The following is a 17,485-nucleotide window of genomic DNA, read 5'->3' on the forward strand; positions in this document are numbered from 1 at the left end:
GAGAAAAACACTCCGACCGCCGGAGACGGCGAGCACACCGCCGGGAGCGGTTTTATCGGTCTCGATGCCGAACTGCGTGTGTGAACCGGAGTCGAGGGTACCTGCTGGTGCTCGTCGCCGCCTTCGCTTACCTCTCGTTCTTACTCGTCGTTCCGTTCGCCCAGTACGTCCTCGCTGCACTGCTCATCGCCTACATCCTGTACCCGCTCAGACGACGCCTCGTGACCTACACCTCGCCGACGGTTGCCGCGTTCGCGCTGGTGCTGCTCGCGGTCGTCGCCATCATCTTCCCGTTCGTCCTCGTCCTCGCCCTCGTCGCCGAAGACGCCGCGCGCGTCCTCGGACAGCTCGATGGGGACCTCCTCGAACTCGACGCCCTCGAGGAGACCATCGAGGAGATCGCCGGCTTCGAAGCCGACGTGGCCACCGCACTCGAGGGCTCTGGCCGGGACGTCGGCATGACCGTACTCGAGCAGTCACCGCAGTGGGTCGCGACGTTCACGCACGCACTGGTCGGTCTCGGACTCGCCCTGTTCGTCCTCTACTACCTCCTGAAAGACGGGGGCAACCTCTACGAGTGGGTGCGGGAGCTGACACCGCTCCCCGAGGACGTCCAGGACGACCTCTACGACAGCTTAGACGAGGTGATGGCCGCCGTCCTCATCGGCCACGTCCTCATCGCCGTCGTCCAGGGAGCGATCGCCGGCGCCGGTCTGTTCGCGACGGGGATTCCGAACGCGACGCTCTGGACGGTCGTCATGGTGATCCTGGCGCTGGTCCCGCTCGTCGGGACGTTCCTCGTCTGGGGACCCGCCGTCGGCTACCTCCTGTTCACCGGCGAGCCACTGCTCGCGCTCGCCCTGTTCGTCTACAGCGCGATCATCGTCGGCGTCTCCGACGACTATCTCCGGCCGATCGTCGTCGACCGCTACGCCGAACTCAGTCCGGCCGTCATCATCGTCGGCGTCCTCGGTGGTATCTACGCCTTCGGCGTCATGGGACTGTTCTTCGGGCCCGTCGTTCTCGGTGCGCTGATCGCCACGCTCGAGGTCGTCGACGAACACTACGGGCGACTCGAGGGCGACCGTAGCGAGTGACTGCGTCGAAAAAACGAGTGCTGTCTCAGACGAACCGTCGGTAGCTGACCGCACCGACGACCGCCAGGAGGGCGAGCGCACCGACGCCGATGGCGACGGTGGTGGTCGAACCGAGCGAGAGCAGCGAGTCGTCTTCCGGTTCGAGGAACTCACTCACACCCTCGACGTCGATCGTGGGGAACTCGCGGTCCCAGTCGCCGGTGTGGACCTCGGTGTCGTCGTCGACGTACGCGCTCGCGCGGATCGCCGCCTCGTCGTCGGCGTCCGAAGCGTCGACGACAGTGGAGGCGAAGAGGAACACGGTCGTGGAGTCGCCTTCGGTCTCGCCGTGGACCTCGGTAATAGTGAGACCGTCGTCCGTCTCGAACGTAGTGAGGTTGCCGAACTGTGCACCCGACTCGAGTGAGAAGGTCGTCTCGTCGAGCGAGAGCGCGAGTTTCGCGGCTTCGAACTCGAGGTCTCGCAGCTCTTCGAGGTCGGAGACGAGGTCGTCTTCGAGCATCGGATCGGCGTCGACCTGCTGGATGAGGTCGTCGAGGTAGGAGTTCACCGCGTCCTCGTGCTCGAGGTCGAACGAGCCGGTGAGGAGGAGTTCCTCGTCGTCGGTCTCGAGCTGGAGGTCGAAGACGAGGTCGGCGAGGTACTCCTCGAGACCGCGGTCTTCGACGGCGGCGGTGTAGTCGGCCCAGTTCTCGGCGTCGTCTTCGTGCTCGAAGGCGACGACCAGTTCGTCGTCGTCGCTCTGGAGACTGAAGCTAGCCGAGGAGGTCTGGACGAGGTCCGCCTCGGCCTGTGCATCGAGCAGTTCGCGGGTCTCGTCGAGCTGGTCTGCGAGTTCGTCGTCGAGTTCGTCGATCGACTCGGAGAGTTCGAACAGCGCGAGGAGGAACTCGTCGTAGCCGGCGAGTTCGAGGTCCCACTCGAGGGTCTGCTCGAGACCGTCGGTCTCGCTGACGACGTGGAAGTGCTCGATTTCGAGCGCGGCGACGCCGTCGGCGATCGCCTGCGCTTCCGACTCGGAGAGGTCGAGGTCGCCCTCTGCGGCGAGTTCTTCGGCGAGCGCTTCGGCGAGCTGGTCGTGGACGTCGGCGAACGTCGCCTCGTACTCGAGCGAGACCGCGTGGGTCTCCTCGCCTTCCTCGAAGTCGTGGGACTCGAGCGAGACGTCGACGGTGCCGTCGAGACCCATCGCGAAGGCGGCGAACTCGGACTCGATGCGCTCTTCGGCGTTCTCTCGGGTTTCCCAGGCGTCGCGGTCCCAGTCGGTGACCTGGCGCTGTTCGCTGACCTCGAGGTGGTAGTCGCCGTCGGTCTCCGAGACGGTGAGTTCGAAGCGCTCTTCTTGCTCCTCGAACGCGAACAGCGAACCCTCGGCGAAGACGACCGACGAGGAGCCGCTCGATTCGTACGTCGAGACCGTCGTCGTACTCTCGGTGGAGAACTCGACCGAGTCGAAGAGGTCGAACTCGGAGCCAGAGTCGGCGGCGAACGGATCGTCGTCCGCGTCGTCCGTTTCGTCCTCGGCGGCGGCGATCACTGCCTCGAGCGACGAGGCGGAGCTGTAGGTGTCTCGCGTCTGGGTGTGGTCGACGCTCGCCGAGAGGTCGATCACGTCCTCGGGACGGTCGATTGCGATGTCCGTCGTCGCGCTGAGCAGGTCCGGCGTCAGGTGAACGGCGGCGTCACCGGTCAGCTCGGGTTCGTCGCCTTCGTCGTCGATCAGGTGGCCGAACTCGCCGTCGTAGACGAGGTGGAGGAGACCACGTTCGACGTCGACGCCGAAGTCGCCGTCGAGGACGACTTCGTCGTCGGTCTCGGCGTCGTGGTCCGTCTCGTAGACGAAGATGGCGTCACCCTCGTCGGTGACGTACACTTCGTCGGCCGGCTCGAGCTCGTCGAGGTCGGTGTCGGCGCTCGACGCACGGTCGGTACCGGGGTCGAACGCGAGCGCACCGGCGCTCGTGACGAGCAGTACGGAGAGCAATACTGCCAGTGTTTTTTCAGGGCTGAACATACGGGAAGGTTGCCAATACTCCGACATAATAGTTTCTGTTTTGATACGTCACGGGACGACACACCAGTCGGTTTGTGGTACCAATGCACGCAACGTATGGCACCAATCAGCACAGGCCGCCGAGTTCGCGGTTCCGGGGAGTAGACGACGTAACGCACGCGTACGGGCGACAGTTCTGTCCGCGATACACTGTTATTTTAAATAGAATATTTACTAAATCATTTGTTTTTCGAAGATATGGTTATTACGTCGTGTGCCGCCCGGGACCTATGGATACGCATCGAGCGTCGGACGCACAGTGGGTATCGCGGAACAGTGAGGGCGACTCGGAGGTAGTGAATGGGTAATCGGGAGAGTCGGACGCCACTCCAGCGGCTGACGAAGGGCAGTCGAATCGTACTCGCAACGGCACTCTGTCTGCTCGTAATCGTCGCTCTCTCCCCATCGGGGGCGGTCGGAGTCGATGGGTACGACGACCCCGTGGCGCTGGCCGGTGCCGGCTCGGAGAACACCAGCGCCGTCGCGGCGACGCCCGACGGCTCGAGTGGAGCGTCGGTCGTCGACGAAACGAGTCTCGGTAGTACAGCGGTTGGGACCGGCGACTCGGGCGGAGTCGGAACCCTTGGGTTCACCACACAGAGTGACGAACCCGAGCCGGTCGATCTACGGTTCATCCAGGTGGACGAACCGACGAACTCGACGCCGTATCTGATGACCGAGTGGCAGCCGATCGTCGGCGGCGACGTGGCGGTTCGCCCGCAAGGCGGCGATCTGATCGGGTGGGGGATGACGAACACCGACGGTGTGTGGACGACGCCGCCGCTCGAGAGTGGTGCGTACACACGAGAGTTCATCAGCACCGATCCCCCGGTCTCGAGCGAGTCGGACTTCTTCGCCCCACGGGCCGAGTGGCGGTGGGCGCACTTCCCGAACTGTGGGCAGTACCTGAGCGAGAGTCAGACGAGCCAACAGCACTACACACAGGTCGTCACCAACGGCTGGCCGACGTGGGCCGACGACGTCGTCGGAATCGAACCGGAGGTCGCCGTCGCTGGAAAGCCGGTGACGATTTCGGCGTGTAACCCCTTCGAGTGGCTCGACTACGAACTCGAGTGGGAGTTCGACGACGGCACGACGGCGACCGGTGAGCAGTTCACCGTGGTCTTCGACGAGCCAGGAACCTACGAGTTCTGGCCCGTCGACGGCCCAGCACACCGGACGGAGATCACCGTCGTCGACCTCGAGATCACCCGCGCGATGGGTGGAGAGTGGCTGGCGGTCGCCAACGACACCGAGGATTTCTACCAGGTCACCTCCGACGAGGACGAGCGCGACCTCGTCTCGGTGACCATCGGCGATGTCGAGACCGAAGAAGTCGGTTCGAACGACTTCCGGGCGGCACTCGAGTCGCGACACGGCCAGTCGGTCGAGGTCGTCGCCGAGTTCGACGACGGGACGGTCGTCGAGGTGCCGACCGGCAGTGCGACGCTCGTCGATCCCGACTGGGTCCGGACGCTGGTGTGGATCTACGGTCCCGAGGCGACCGACGAGTGGTGTGACCTCGACGGCGACTGGCCGGATGGTGAGGTGTGTGGGCTCTGGGACGTGCGACACGAAGCGGGCATCGCGTGGGCAGGCATTCCAGGAACGCCGTGGGAAGACGACTTCGCCGCCAGCATCGGTACCGGTCTCGAAGCGGATATGTACGCCCCAACGGGCGACTTACAGGGTGCCGTCGACGCCGGTGGGAACATCGCCGCCTTCGGCGTCGGCGTCGGTGCGGACGGGAAGGCGAGCGCCGAGTTCGACGGCGTCGAGTTCCAGGGGGCGCTCGTCGAACTGCGAGGCGAACAGTCGCGAACGGTCAGGTCGAAGACCCCGGCCTCTCAACGCGGCGTCGGCGACATACAGGCGAAACTCCGCGTTCACTACGCGGTCGGTGGAGAGGTCTGGATCACCGAGGAGTTCGTCCTCGAAGACCCAGTGATCGACGGTGAAGTCGGCATGAGCGGGGTCGTCGAAGGATCGGTCTTCGGCGCGTCAGCACACGGTGAGGTGTACGGAAACGGGAGCACCTACGTGTATCTGGGCACCGAGTACCCCATCGAACGCGTCGACCTCGAAGCCAACGCTGGCGTCAGAGGCGGCGTGACTCTCTACGGCCTGTACGAGCGGAACTTCGACTACGTGTTACTCGAGTACGACGGCACCATCTACGAGGCGAGACCGGTGGGGACGACGGTGTCGACCGACCCGTTCACGTCGTTCGACAGCACCAGCCTGTCACCGGCGAGCACGCTCGAGACGGCGGCGGACGCCGAGGAAGCGAGTCGCCTCCGCCCGGCGAGCGGGCCGCAGCCACTCGCAGGCGTCCCCTCGGTCGACGAGTCCTCGATCGGGGCGTTCGGGACCCTCTCGAGTCCCGAGCCATCGATTCTCGACGAGCGGACCGAGCGACTGACGAACCGTCCGTACGAGGACAGCGAACCCACGATGGCGGCGACGACCGACGGCTACGCCGTCCTCTGGAGTTCGCTCGCCGACGGTTCCCCGGTCGAGGATGGCCAGGACCTCCGGGTTCGCCACTACGACGAGGAATTAGGCTGGGGCGAGACCGTCGCCGTCACCGACGACGACCGCCACGACTTCGAACCGACGCTGGCGAGTCTCGAGGGCAGCGACGACCTGCTCGCGGCCTGGACGCGCCTCGACGCACCGGTGAGCGACCTGGACGGACCCGAGGAGGCAGCAGCGCACCTCGAGATCGCCACGGCGCACTTCGACGGCGAGACGTGGAGTGAGGCGACGCTGCGCAGCAGTGGTGAGGCGCTCGACCGCGCGCCGGTGGTCGCGGCGAGCGAGGACGGCTGGCTGGTCGCCTGGATGCACCACGCCAACGACGACCGACTCGACGTCGCGAACGCGGCGGTGGAGTACCGCCTGTTCGATGCCGACGCCGAACTCGTCCAGTCGGGGACGGTCCAGCACGCGGCGCTCCCGGCCGTCGGCACCCGCGCCGACGGGACGTTCGACCTCGCGTTCGTCGAGACGGAGACGAACACGCTCGAGGACGTGACCGTCGTCCACGGACAGGTCGACGCCGACGGCTTCGACGGAGCAGGCGCGCTCGCGTACGCCGTCGCGGGCTACGGCGACCACGCGGTCGACGGCGGTGACCTCGTCTGGACGCGAGATCACGAGGGTGAGACCGTCCTCGAGCACGCCGCTGGTGGCGCAGTCGAGACGCTCTCGGTCGACGGCGAACAGACACCCGTGAGCGACCTCGTGGTGCGCTCGAGTGGCGAGCAGACCCTGGTGCTCTACCGGGGAACGCCGGGCGTCCAGAACACGAGCGACCTGGTATATCGCTACGCGGTCGACGGCGAGTGGAGCGGTGACCACCGCCTCGTCGGCGGGCCGGAGGAGGATCTGACGATCTGGCACGCGGACGCCATCCTCGGCGACGAGGGCTTCACGGCGGCCTACGCGATCCAGGAACCCGGTATCGAGAACCGAAACGACGTGTTCGTCACGACCGAACCGTTCGGACCGCGCTACGACGTCGGCGCCGACGGCCCGGCCAACGCGAACGCGGGCGAGACCGTCGTGGTCGACGCGACGATCCGGAACGTCGGGACGAGCGCCGGTGCTGCGGTGTCGGTCGTCGCCACCGACGGCATCGACACGGCGACCGGCGAGCCACTGGCGACCGAAACCGTCGACGCGCTCGCGGTGAACGAGTCGGTGACGGTCCCGCTCGAGGTCGTCGTCCCCGACGGCGGCACGGTGACCGTCGGCGTGGACGCACTCGAGACCCCCGCGGTCGACGAGTGGTTCGACGAGGAGACGACGGTCAGACTCGGCGCACCGAGTCTGGTCGTCGCGGTCGCCGAGGGTGAGATGCACTCGGCGACGAACGGGACGCTGACGCTCGGCGTCGAGAACCAGGGTGGGACGAACGCGAGCGACGTGCTCGTCCGCGTCGACGACGGCGACGCCTGGACGACGAACGCGACGCTCGAGGTTCCGGCGGGAGCAGTCGAGACGGTGACGGTGCCGGTCGACCTCTCGACGTTCAACACCAGCGCGCTCGACCGGGTGACGATCGATCCCGAGGGCGCGCTCGGCGACGCCGCCCGCCCGGCGTTCGGTGAGGTATCGACGCGGCTGTTCACACCCGATCTGCGAGTCCACGGGCCGCCAACGTACGCGACGGTCGAACACTACGAGGAACCGGATCGCGCGAACGTGACGGTGGCGGCCTCGAACTGGGAGCCGTTCGCCACGAACGCGACAGTCAGCGTCTACGACCACGAGGACGACACCTTCCTGGGCGAGAAACGGGTCGAACTCGGCCCACGGGGCGAACACGTCCTCACCGCAGAACGCGTGGCGGTCCCGGTCTCAGAACTCGCCGTCGGCCAGACGCTCCGCGTCGAACTCGCCCACGGAGACGACGCGATAGGCCGACTGGACGTGGTCGTCGACGAGGTCGAAGAGATCGAGCGCGAGGCCCTCGCGGCGGTCGACGTACGCGTCTTCGACGAGGTGACCGGCGAAGCGCTCGAGAACGCGCGCGTGCGGTCGGGTCTGGATGCCGCGCGAACTGGCTCCGACGGTCTCGCTCGAGTCGAACTCGACGAAGCGGAGTCGGTTTCGATCTCGAAGGACGGGTACGAGACGGCGTTCCAGAACGTCGCGGTCACCGGTGGTGACCTCCTGGAGGCCGCGGTCAGGCTCTCGCCACGGCTGACAGTCGACGCCGTAGAGGCGCCCGACCGGGCCGACCCGGGTGAGAGCGTCACGGTAACGGCGACGGTACGCAACGACGCGGAGGTAGAACTGACGAGTGTCGTGACGCTCACTGCCGACGGGAGCGACGTCGCATCCGAACCGGTCACCGTAGGGCCGGAAGGAACGACGACGGTCGACTTCGTGACGAGCGCGCCGAGTGCGGAGACGGTGGCAGTCTACGGCGCGAGCGTCGCCGGGCCGGGTGCCCGAACGGTCACCGCCGTCGGCGTGGAGTCGTCGGGAGCAGGTCCGGTGTCGGTCGACGACGTAGTCGCCCCGGCCGCGGTCGACGTCGGTTCGTCGGCGTCGGTCTCGGTGACGGCGACGAACGACGGGGACGACCCCGTCGTGAGGGTCGCAACGGTCCGACTCTCCGGTCCCGAACTCGACGCACAGCCGATCGGTGCCGTAGCGCTCGAGCTCGCCCCCGGTCAGTCGGTCACCGCCCCAGTCGGCGTCGTGATCCCCGACGTTCCGGGTGGGGAGTACGAGCTAACCGTCGACGTGGGCGAGGAGACGGTGAGCGACGACGTGACCGTCCGCGACCCCGGAGACGAGATCTGGGCGTTCGAGACCGGCGGTGACGTGACGTCGTCGCCGACGGTCGCCGGTGAGATTGCCTACGTCGGCTCTCACGACGGTGCGATCTACGCGGTGGACCGCGACACGGGAACCGAGGTGTGGCGCTTCGAGACGGGCGGACCCGTCCACTCCGCACCAGCAGTGGCCGACGGCACCGTCTACGTCGGCTCCCACGACGGGACCCTCTACGCACTCGACGCTCACACGGGCGAGCTACAGTGGGAGTACGAGACGAACGTTATGGTGACCTCGTCGCCGACGGTGGCCGACGGAACGGTCTACCTCGGCGGCGGGGCACTCTACGCGATCGACGCGGAGACCGGAACCGCCGAGTGGCTGTACGGCACGGGCGCGTGGATCGAAGCCGCACCCACGGTCGCAGACGGGACCGTCTACGTCGGCACCTACGCGGGCAACGACCACAACGGCTCGCTGCACGCCGTCGACGCGCAGACCGGGGCCGGAGAGTGGTCGCTCGAGACCGACGACAACGTCACGTCCTCGGCGACGGTCGCCGACGGAACCGTCTACGTCGGCTCTCACGCGGGGACGCTCTACGCGCTCGAGAGCGACACGGGCGCGCCGGTCTGGACGTACCAGGCCGGAGCCCTGATCTACTCCTCACCAACGGTGGCCGACGGAGCGGTCTTCGTCGGCACGGATTTCAACGGCGAACACCGTGGTCTCCGCGCGTTCGACGCCGCCACGGGAACACCCTCCTGGGTCACGAACGCCCACACGAACGCCAGTATGCGCTCGTCACCGACGGTCGCCGACGGGACGGTGTACGTCGGGGACTCCATCGGTACGCTGTACGCGTTCGACGTCGAGACGGGTGCCCAGGAGTGGACCGCCGAGACGGACGTCGGAATCAGTTCCTCGCCGACCGTCGCCGATGGGGCGCTCTACGTCGGCTCCGAGGACGCCAGCCTCTACGCGCTCTCGACCGGCGGCGACCGAACCAGCGACGGTTCACGAGTCGCCCTCGGCACGCTCGGACACGTCGCCGACGACTCGAGCGGGAGCCTGGTGGTCGACGCGCTCGACGTCCCCGAGAACGTCGCTCCGGGCGCACCCGTCACGGTGACGGCGACGGTGCGTAACGACGCTCCCGAGGCAGGCCTGGGTACAGTGACGCTCTTCGCCGACGGAGTCGAAGTCGCGAGCGAGACGGTCGCCGTCGGCCCGGACGGCGAGACGACCGTCGACCTGACGACGACGGCACCGGACGTCCGCTCGGCGGTGCTCTACGAGGCTCGAGCGACCGGCGACGGCGTGCGGGCGGTGACGGCCGTCGACGTCGACGAGACTGTCGGCGGTCCCGTCTCGCTCGACGACGTGAGCGCTCCGGCCTCGGTCGCTGGAGACGAGACCGTTCAGGTTTCGATCACGGCGACCAACGACGGGGACGACCCCGCCCACAGAGTCGTGACGGTTCGACTCGACGGCGCGGACCTCGACGACCGACTCGTCGGTGCTGGCGTTCTCGAGCTCGGTGCCGGTGAGTCGGCGACCGAAGCGATCGATATTGAATTGCCAGCGCTCGAGGAATCGGCGTACGATCTGCTCGTCACCGTCGACGGCCAGACGGTGAGCAGATCGGTCACTGTCGCCGAGCCGGGCGAACTGCAGTGGGCGTTCGAGACCGACGAGCGGGTAACCTCGTCGCCGACGGTCGCCGACAGCATCGCCTACGTCGGCTCGCGCGACCACCACGTCTACGCGGTGGACGTCGAGACCGGTGAGGAGGTGTGGCGCTTCGAGACCGAGGGCGAGGTCCACGCTTCGCCTGCGGTCGACGGTGGCACGGTCTACGTCGGGTCGTTCGACAACCACCTCTACGCGCTCGACGCCGACACCGGCGAGCTGTACTGGCGAACCGACACCTACTCACAACTCGTCTCGTCACCGACGGTCGCCGACGGCACTGTCTACATTGGCGGGGGCTCCCTCTCAGCGATCGACGCTCAGACGGGTGCGCTCGAGTGGACGTACCTCTCACCTGGATTCATCGAGTCCTCGCCGACCGTCGTCGATGACGTCGTCTACGTCACCTCTTACGACACGTCCGTAGAGAGGGGCCACATCAACGCCGTCGGTACGGAGCCGGGTGTCTGGTGGGGACAACCAGAGGTGGACCTCATGTGGGTGACGGAGATAGACGACCAAATAACGGCGTCGCCGACGGTCGCCGACGGCACGGTGTATGTCGGTACGCGTGGCGGAGAGCTGTACGCACTCGAGCCCGACACCGGCGACCAGCAGTGGGTTTCGGACGCTGGCGGCGGCATCCACTCCTCACCGACGGTCGCCGACGGCGTCGTCTACGTCGGCACCGGACTAGAGCAGGGCGACCGACTCGGCCTGTACGCGGCCGACGCCGATACGGGCGAGGAAGTCTGGTTCAGCGGCGCGTACATCTACAGTTCGGTGTTGTCCTCGCCGACGGTCGCCGACGGGACGGTGTACGTCGGTGACCACGCGGGACTCGTCCACGCCATCGACGGCGACACGGGCGATCAGGAGTGGTCCTACACCACCGGTGGATCGATCCGGTCCTCACCCACCGTCGCCGACGGGACCCTCTACGTCGGCTCCAATGACGCCTCCCTCTACGCGATCAGCGTCGAAGAGGGCCGAACCAGCGAGGACTCTCGAGTCACCCTGCGGACGCTCGGCCACGTCGTCGGGATCGCTCCATCGTTCACCCTCGATTCCCTCGAGACGGACGCCCCGGTCACCGCGGGTGAGACGCTCATCGTCACTGCGACGGTCGAGAACACGGGCGCTGACGGCGAACAGACGGTGACGCTCGAGGTCGGCGGCGAGGTCCGCGACTCACAGACGCTCGACCTCGAAGCGGGCGAGACAGGAACAGTCACGCTCGAGTGGGAGACCACCGACGACGACGCCGGAGATCACGAGATCACCGTCTCGAGCGACGACGATAGCGTGAGCGAATCGATCAGGGTGCAAGCCGTCGGCGAGGTGGTGTTCGTCATCGACGCCTTCGAGACTGACAGCCTGATCGAGGCCGGTGAGACGGTGACGGTCACCGCATCCGTCCGAAACGCTGGCACCGCTCACGGCGAGCAGACCATAACCTTCAACGTCAACGGCGAGGTCCACGACTCAACGACGCTCTCCATCGGAGCGGGCTGGACGATGAGATCCACGCTCGAGTGGGAGACCACCGACACCGACGTCGGTATCCACGAGATTACACTCTCGACCGACGACGACAGTGTGAGCGAAACGGTGGCCGTCGACGCGGGTAACGAGAGCGAGTTCGTGTTATCGGAGATCGAAACCAACTCACCGATTACGGAGCGAGACACGCTCACGGTCGACGTGACCATCGAAAACGTCGGCGACGCCGCCGGTGTCGAAACCGTGGTGCTGAGGGCCTTAGGGGAGGATCGAAGCGAAGCGACGGTCGAGCTCGAGCCCGGTGAGAACGAGACGGTCACGCTCGAGTGGCACACGACCGACGGCGACTCACCCACCACTAGCGATACTTTTGCTGTGGGTATCATTGGCACCGACGACTCCGCGGTTGAGCACGTACTCATCAGAGTCTACGAGGCCATATTCGCCATCGAGAGCGTCGAGACGAACGGCCCGGTCGACGCCGGTGAGACGCTCACCGTCACTGCGACGGTCGAGAACACCGGTAGCGCTTCGGGCGAGCAGTCGGTGACGCTCGAGATCGACGGCGAGGTCCACGACGCACAGACGCTCGACCTCGACGCCGGGGCGACGGAGACGGTCACGCTCGAGTGGCAAACCGACGACGACGTCGGCGACCACGAGATTACGGTCTCGACCGACGACACCGTCGTCTTCATCGCACCCTCGTTCAGCGTCCACACTCTCGAGCCGAACGACCCGGTCACCGCCGGTGAGACGCTGACGGTCACTGCGACCGTCCATAACCTCGGTAACGCCGCTGGCACCGAGTCCCTGCTACTCGAGGCCGACGGCGAGGTGCGGGACGACACGACCGTCACCCTCGAGCCCGGTGAGGCGACGGCCGTCACCCTCGAGTGGGAGACGGGCGACGCCGACGCCGGTCGCTACCAGATCATGATCTTAGGGGGGATCCACAACGCCTTCGCAGTGGTCACACTCGAGGAGGGGTCGGGCGGTCCCGGCCTCCCAGAACCCACCACTCCCGAGTTTAGTCTTACAGGTGTCGAGACGAACACGCCAATCGAGACCGGAGACACCCTCACCGTCACCATCGAGGTCGAGAATGTCGGTGACGGCGATGGGAGTCAGACCCTCGAACTCGCTGCCGGCGGCGAAACGAGAGACACTGCCGTCGTTGCGCTCGACGCCGGAGCGACGGAGACGGTCACACTCGAATGGGAGACGGACGACGCCGACGCCGGCGACCACGAGATCACCGTCTCGAGCGACAACGATAGCGCGAGCGAACCGATCACGGTCGAAGCCGTCGGCGAGGCGACGTTCGTCCTCGAGGCGCTCGAGACGAACGCCCCACTCGACGCCGGTGAGACGGTGACGGTTACCGCACCCGTCGAGAACACCGGCACCGCTGGCGGCGAACAGACGGTCACCCTCGAGGTCGGCGGCGAGGTTCGCGACGCACAGACCCTCGGCCTCGGGGCAGGGGCGACGGAGACGGTTTCGCTCGAGTGGGAGACCACGGCCGATGACGTCGGCGACCACGAGATCACGGTCTCGACCGACGACGACACCGTCACCGAAACGGTCACCGTCGACGCGGTCTCCGACGCGACGTTCGCCGTCGGTCGCTTCATCGAGACGAACTCTCCGGTCACCGGCGGTGACGTTTTCGTGGTCACCGCGACCATCGAAAACACCGGCACTGCCGCTGGTGAGCAATCCGTAACGCTCGAGGTCGGCGACGAGGTCCGCGACGCGGTGACGGTGGCTCTCGAACCCGGTGATGCTCAGGACGTCAGCCTCGAGTGGCAAACCACTCCCACCGACTATGGCCGCTACACGTTCACGATCTCGACCGACGACGAGAACAGATCCTGGCAGATGTCGGTCGGTGCCGTCGGTGACGACGAGTTCGTCGTCGACACCATCGAGACGAACGACCCTGTCGGGGTCGGTGAGACACTCATCGTCACTGCGACCGTCGAGAACATCGGCACCACCCCTGGTTCACAAACCACGGACCTATTCGTAAACGGCGAGTGGCACGACTGGCAGTCTGCCACCCTCGCGCCCGGTGAGAACGAAACGATCTCCCTCGAGTGGGAGCCCAAGGCCTCCAACGTCGGAGACAACGAGGTCACGGTCACGGTCGGTAACGACACCGTCACCGAGACGGCCGCCGTCGACGCGTTCGGCGAAGCGGCGTTCGCCATCGACATTGTCGATACCAACTCACCGGTTATGGAGCGAGACACGCTTACGGTCACCGCGACTATCGAAAACGTCGGCGACACCGCCGGTGTCGAAACCGTGGTGCTGAGTGCCAGAAACGAGGTGCGTAGCGAAGCGACGGTCGAACTCGAGCCCGGCGAAAACGAGACAGTCACGCTCGAGTGGCAGACGACCGACGGCGACTCGCCCACCAGCCACGTTAGCGATGCTCTTGGCGTGAGGGTCATTGGCACCGACGACTCCGCGAGTGAGGAGGTTATCATCAGAGTCTACAGCGCGGCCGTATTCACCATCGAGAGCATCGAGACGAACGCGTCCGTCGAGGCTGGCGACACCCTCTCCGTCAGGGTGAACCTCGAGAACGATGGCAATACCTGGGGCGAGCAGAACGTCACGCTCGCAGTCGGCGACGAGGTCGTCGATACGGAGTTTGTCTCACTCTCGTGGGGTTTCGGGAGACCTGACATCGGCGTCGCGAATGCAACCCTCGAGTGGCAAACCACGGCCGACGATGTCGGCGACCACGAGATTACGGTCTCGACCGAGGACGACACCGTCACCGAGACGATCACGGTCGAGGAGGAGGAGTCAGGCGGCCCCGGCCTTCCTGACCCCGAAACGCCCGAGTTCAGTCTCGGCAGCCTCGAGACGAACACGCCAGTCGAGGCCGGCAACACCCTCACCGTCACCGTCGCGGTCGAGAACGTCGGTGACGGCGACGGGAGCCAGACCGTCGCACTCGCCGTTGGTGGCGAGACGAGAGATTCCGTCACCGTGGCGCTCGACGCCGGAGAGACCGAGACGGTCACACTCGAGTGGGAGACGGACGAGGCGGGCGCCAGCGACTACGAGGTCGTCGTCTCGAGCGACGACGACCAGGTGGTCGAATCGGTGCGCGTCGACGAGAGACCGTCGGAGGGGATCGAACTCGACGGCTTCACGGCGTACGACCACAACGGCGACGGCCTGTACACCGACCTGACCGGTGACGGCAGGGTCGGCTTCGCAGACGTCGTCCGCTTCTTCGATTCGCTGGGGAGTGCGGCGATGGCAGAGAACGTCGATGCGTTCGACGTCAACGGCAACGGCCAGGTCGGCTTCGCAGACGTCGTCGCGCTGTTCGACAGCATCTAAGCCCCACTCGAGCCGACCACCCCGACGCGGTAACCGACCGAGTCAATCCGTCGCGTTTTTCCCCGTTGCCCCCTCACGGAGAAGTGAATGGCCCGCTATCACATCGAGACGTACGGCTGTACGTCGAACCGCGGAGAGAGCCGCGAGATCGAGCGGCGACTCCGCGATGCGGGCCACTATCGCGTCGACGGGCCGGAAGCCGCGGACGTCGCGATACTCAACACCTGTACGGTCGTCGAGAAGACCGAGGACAACATGCGCAGACGGGCGGCCGAGTTGGCCGACGAGACCGCAGACCTCTTCGTCACCGGCTGTATGGCCCTCGCCCAGGGCGAGGAGTTCGCCGGACTCGACGCCGAAGTCCTCCACTGGGACGAGGTCCCCGAGGCCGTCACCAACGGCGAGTGTCCGACGACGACACCCGACGCGACGCCCATCCTCGACGGCGTCGTCGGCATCCTCCCCATCGCCCGCGGCTGTATGTCCGACTGTTCGTACTGCATCACGAAGCACGCGACCGGCAAGATCGACTCACCACCGATCGAAGAGAACCTCGAGAAGGCCCGCGCGCTGGTCGAGGCGGGGGCGAGAGAGATTCGCGTCACCGGCCAGGACACCGGCGTCTACGGCTGGGACACCGGCGAGCGCAGTTTACACACGCTCCTCGAGCGCATCTGCGCCATCGAGGGTGACTTTCGCGTGCGTGTGGGGATGGCCAACCCGAAGGGCGTCCACGGCATCCGCGAAGAGCTAGCCGAGGTGTTCGCCAGCGAGGAGAAACTCTACGACTTCCTCCACGCACCCGTCCAGTCCGGGAGCAACGACGTGCTCGGCGACATGCGCCGCCAGCACCAGGTCAGGGAGTTCCGCGAAATCGTCGAGACCTTCGACGCCGCCCTCGAGTACTGGACGCTCTCGACCGACTTCATCGTCGGCTTCCCCACCGAGACCGACCGCGACCACGAGCGCTCGATGGACCTCATCCGCGAGACCCAGCCGGAGAAGCTCAACGTCACCCGCTTCTCGAAGCGTCCAGGCACGGATGCAGCCGAGATGAAGGGTCTCGGCGGCCAGCTCAAGAAAGACCGCTCGAGTGCGATGACCGACCTGAAGATGGAAATCGTCGGCGACGCCTACGAGGCGATGGTCGGCGAGGTCCGGGAGAACGCCCTCGTCGTCGAAGAGGGGACCGGCGACTCGGTGAAGTGTCGAGACAGCGCCTACCGCCAACTCATCGTCAGAAACGCGAGCGAGTACGGTCTCGAACCCGGTGCGTTCGTCGACCTCGAGGTGACGAGTCACAACACGGTGTACGCGTTCGCGACGCCGGTCTAAGGCTCACTCGAGAGGTCGACCGCGCGGTCGTCGCTCTCGACGGTCGCACCCTCGAGGTCGGCGAACGCGTCGTGGAGGTGGTCGTAGGTCTCCTCGAGCGCCTCGACGATCACCGTCGTATCGCTGACGACCGGCATGAAGTTGGTGTCGCCTTCCCAGCGCGGGACGACGTGGGTGTGGAGGTGGTCGCGAATCGAGCCACCAGCGCCCTCACCGAGGTTCAAGCCCACGTTGAAGCCCGGCGGATCGAAGGCGCTCGAGAGCGCTGTCAGCGTCTGTTGCTTCAAGCGGGCGTGATCGAGCAGTTGCTCCCTACTCAGGTCGGCGTAGTCGCCGGTGTGTGCGTACGGGATCACCATGACGTGTCCCGGGTTGTACGGCGCGTTGTTGAGGAGGACGAACGCGTGGTCGCTACGGGCGACGATCCGGTTCGCCCGGTCGTCGTCCTCGTCCGGGAGTCGACAGAACACACAGCCGTCGTCGTCGGCCGACGGTTCCCGTCTGATCCACTCGATTCGCCAGGGGGCGAACACCTGCTCCATACGGACCGAGGGTCAGACCGGGGCTAAAACACTTCGAGTTCGGACCGTACGCGACCGTCGATCGTCGCAACGAGCGGGCGCGCACCGACCGACGCACGCACTCGCTCGAGCAGTAATACCAAATTAACCCATTGTCATCACAAGGTCCAAAGTGCGGAGATATGGCCGTACGTTGGCCGATAAACAGTATAGAACGATTTCAGCGCTTTTCGGACGTAAGTCGCCGCCGTCTATCGTTTTTCGAAACTCAGGGTTCGAAATGAAGCGTGGATTTAAGTCATCCCTACGGAAAGTAATCTCTCAATGGCAACGACCGACAACTCATTCAACGGCATGACCGAGCACTGCGAGGAGTGCAACCTCGACACGCTCCACGAGGTCACGGTACAGATCAGAACGGAGAGCCTCAAGAAAGAGAACGCACAGTTCTCGCGCGAGCCATACCGTGTGACTGAGTGTCAACGCTGTGGCGTCCGCAAGAGCCAGCGGATGAACAACCTGATGTTGCGAAGATGCCTCTATGATGCACAGGTTTCACGACTAAACAGGCTGAAAGAACTCTCCGAGAGCCATTGAGAACGCACTTCTGAGAAACCTATCGG

The 17,485-nt window shown here is 65.9% G+C and carries 5 protein-coding genes and 1 pseudogene; 4 read left to right on the plus strand and 2 right to left on the minus strand.

What is annotated here, in order from left to right:
• Positions 1-80: 80 nt before the first annotated feature.
• Entirely contained in the window at positions 81-1,097 is a 1,017-nt protein-coding gene (locus N0B15_RS01560; RefSeq protein ID WP_263017545.1) for an AI-2E family transporter, read from the plus strand.
• A gap of 25 nt (positions 1,098-1,122) precedes the next feature.
• Here N0B15_RS01560 and N0B15_RS01565 read toward each other — a convergent pair whose 3' ends face one another.
• A complete protein-coding gene (locus tag N0B15_RS01565) occupies positions 1,123-3,111 on the minus strand; it encodes a sortase family protein (RefSeq protein ID WP_263017546.1) in 1,989 nt (662 codons plus the stop codon).
• Between the two features lie 339 nt (positions 3,112-3,450).
• Between N0B15_RS01565 and N0B15_RS01570 the strand changes: the two genes are divergently transcribed.
• On the plus strand, positions 3,451-15,006 hold the full coding sequence (locus tag N0B15_RS01570; RefSeq protein ID WP_263017548.1) for an outer membrane protein assembly factor BamB family protein: 11,556 nt from the start codon (positions 3,451-3,453) through the stop codon (positions 15,004-15,006).
• An 87-nt stretch (positions 15,007-15,093) separates the two neighbouring features.
• Positions 15,094-16,341: a tRNA (N(6)-L-threonylcarbamoyladenosine(37)-C(2))-methylthiotransferase gene (locus N0B15_RS01575; protein WP_263017550.1), complete on the plus strand. Its 1,248-nt coding sequence runs from the start codon at positions 15,094-15,096 to the stop codon at positions 16,339-16,341.
• Here the strand turns inward: N0B15_RS01575 and N0B15_RS01580 are convergent.
• Positions 16,338-16,883 carry an HIT family protein gene (locus tag N0B15_RS01580; RefSeq protein ID WP_263017551.1) on the minus strand — a complete coding sequence of 182 codons (546 nt, stop codon included), beginning with the start codon at positions 16,881-16,883 and terminating at the stop codon, positions 16,338-16,340. The two genes, N0B15_RS01575 and N0B15_RS01580, sit on opposite strands and share 4 nt — an antisense overlap.
• Positions 16,884-17,186: 303 nt before the next feature.
• Here N0B15_RS01580 and N0B15_RS01585 point away from each other — a divergent pair.
• Positions 17,187-17,381: pseudogene (locus tag N0B15_RS01585) on the plus strand (DUF7835 family putative zinc beta-ribbon protein); the annotation flags it as partial.
• Between the last annotated feature and the right edge of the window lie 104 nt (positions 17,382-17,485).

Source organism: Natronobiforma cellulositropha, from assembly GCF_025629245.1.
Classification (GTDB): domain Archaea; phylum Halobacteriota; class Halobacteria; order Halobacteriales; family Natrialbaceae; genus Natronobiforma; species Natronobiforma cellulositropha.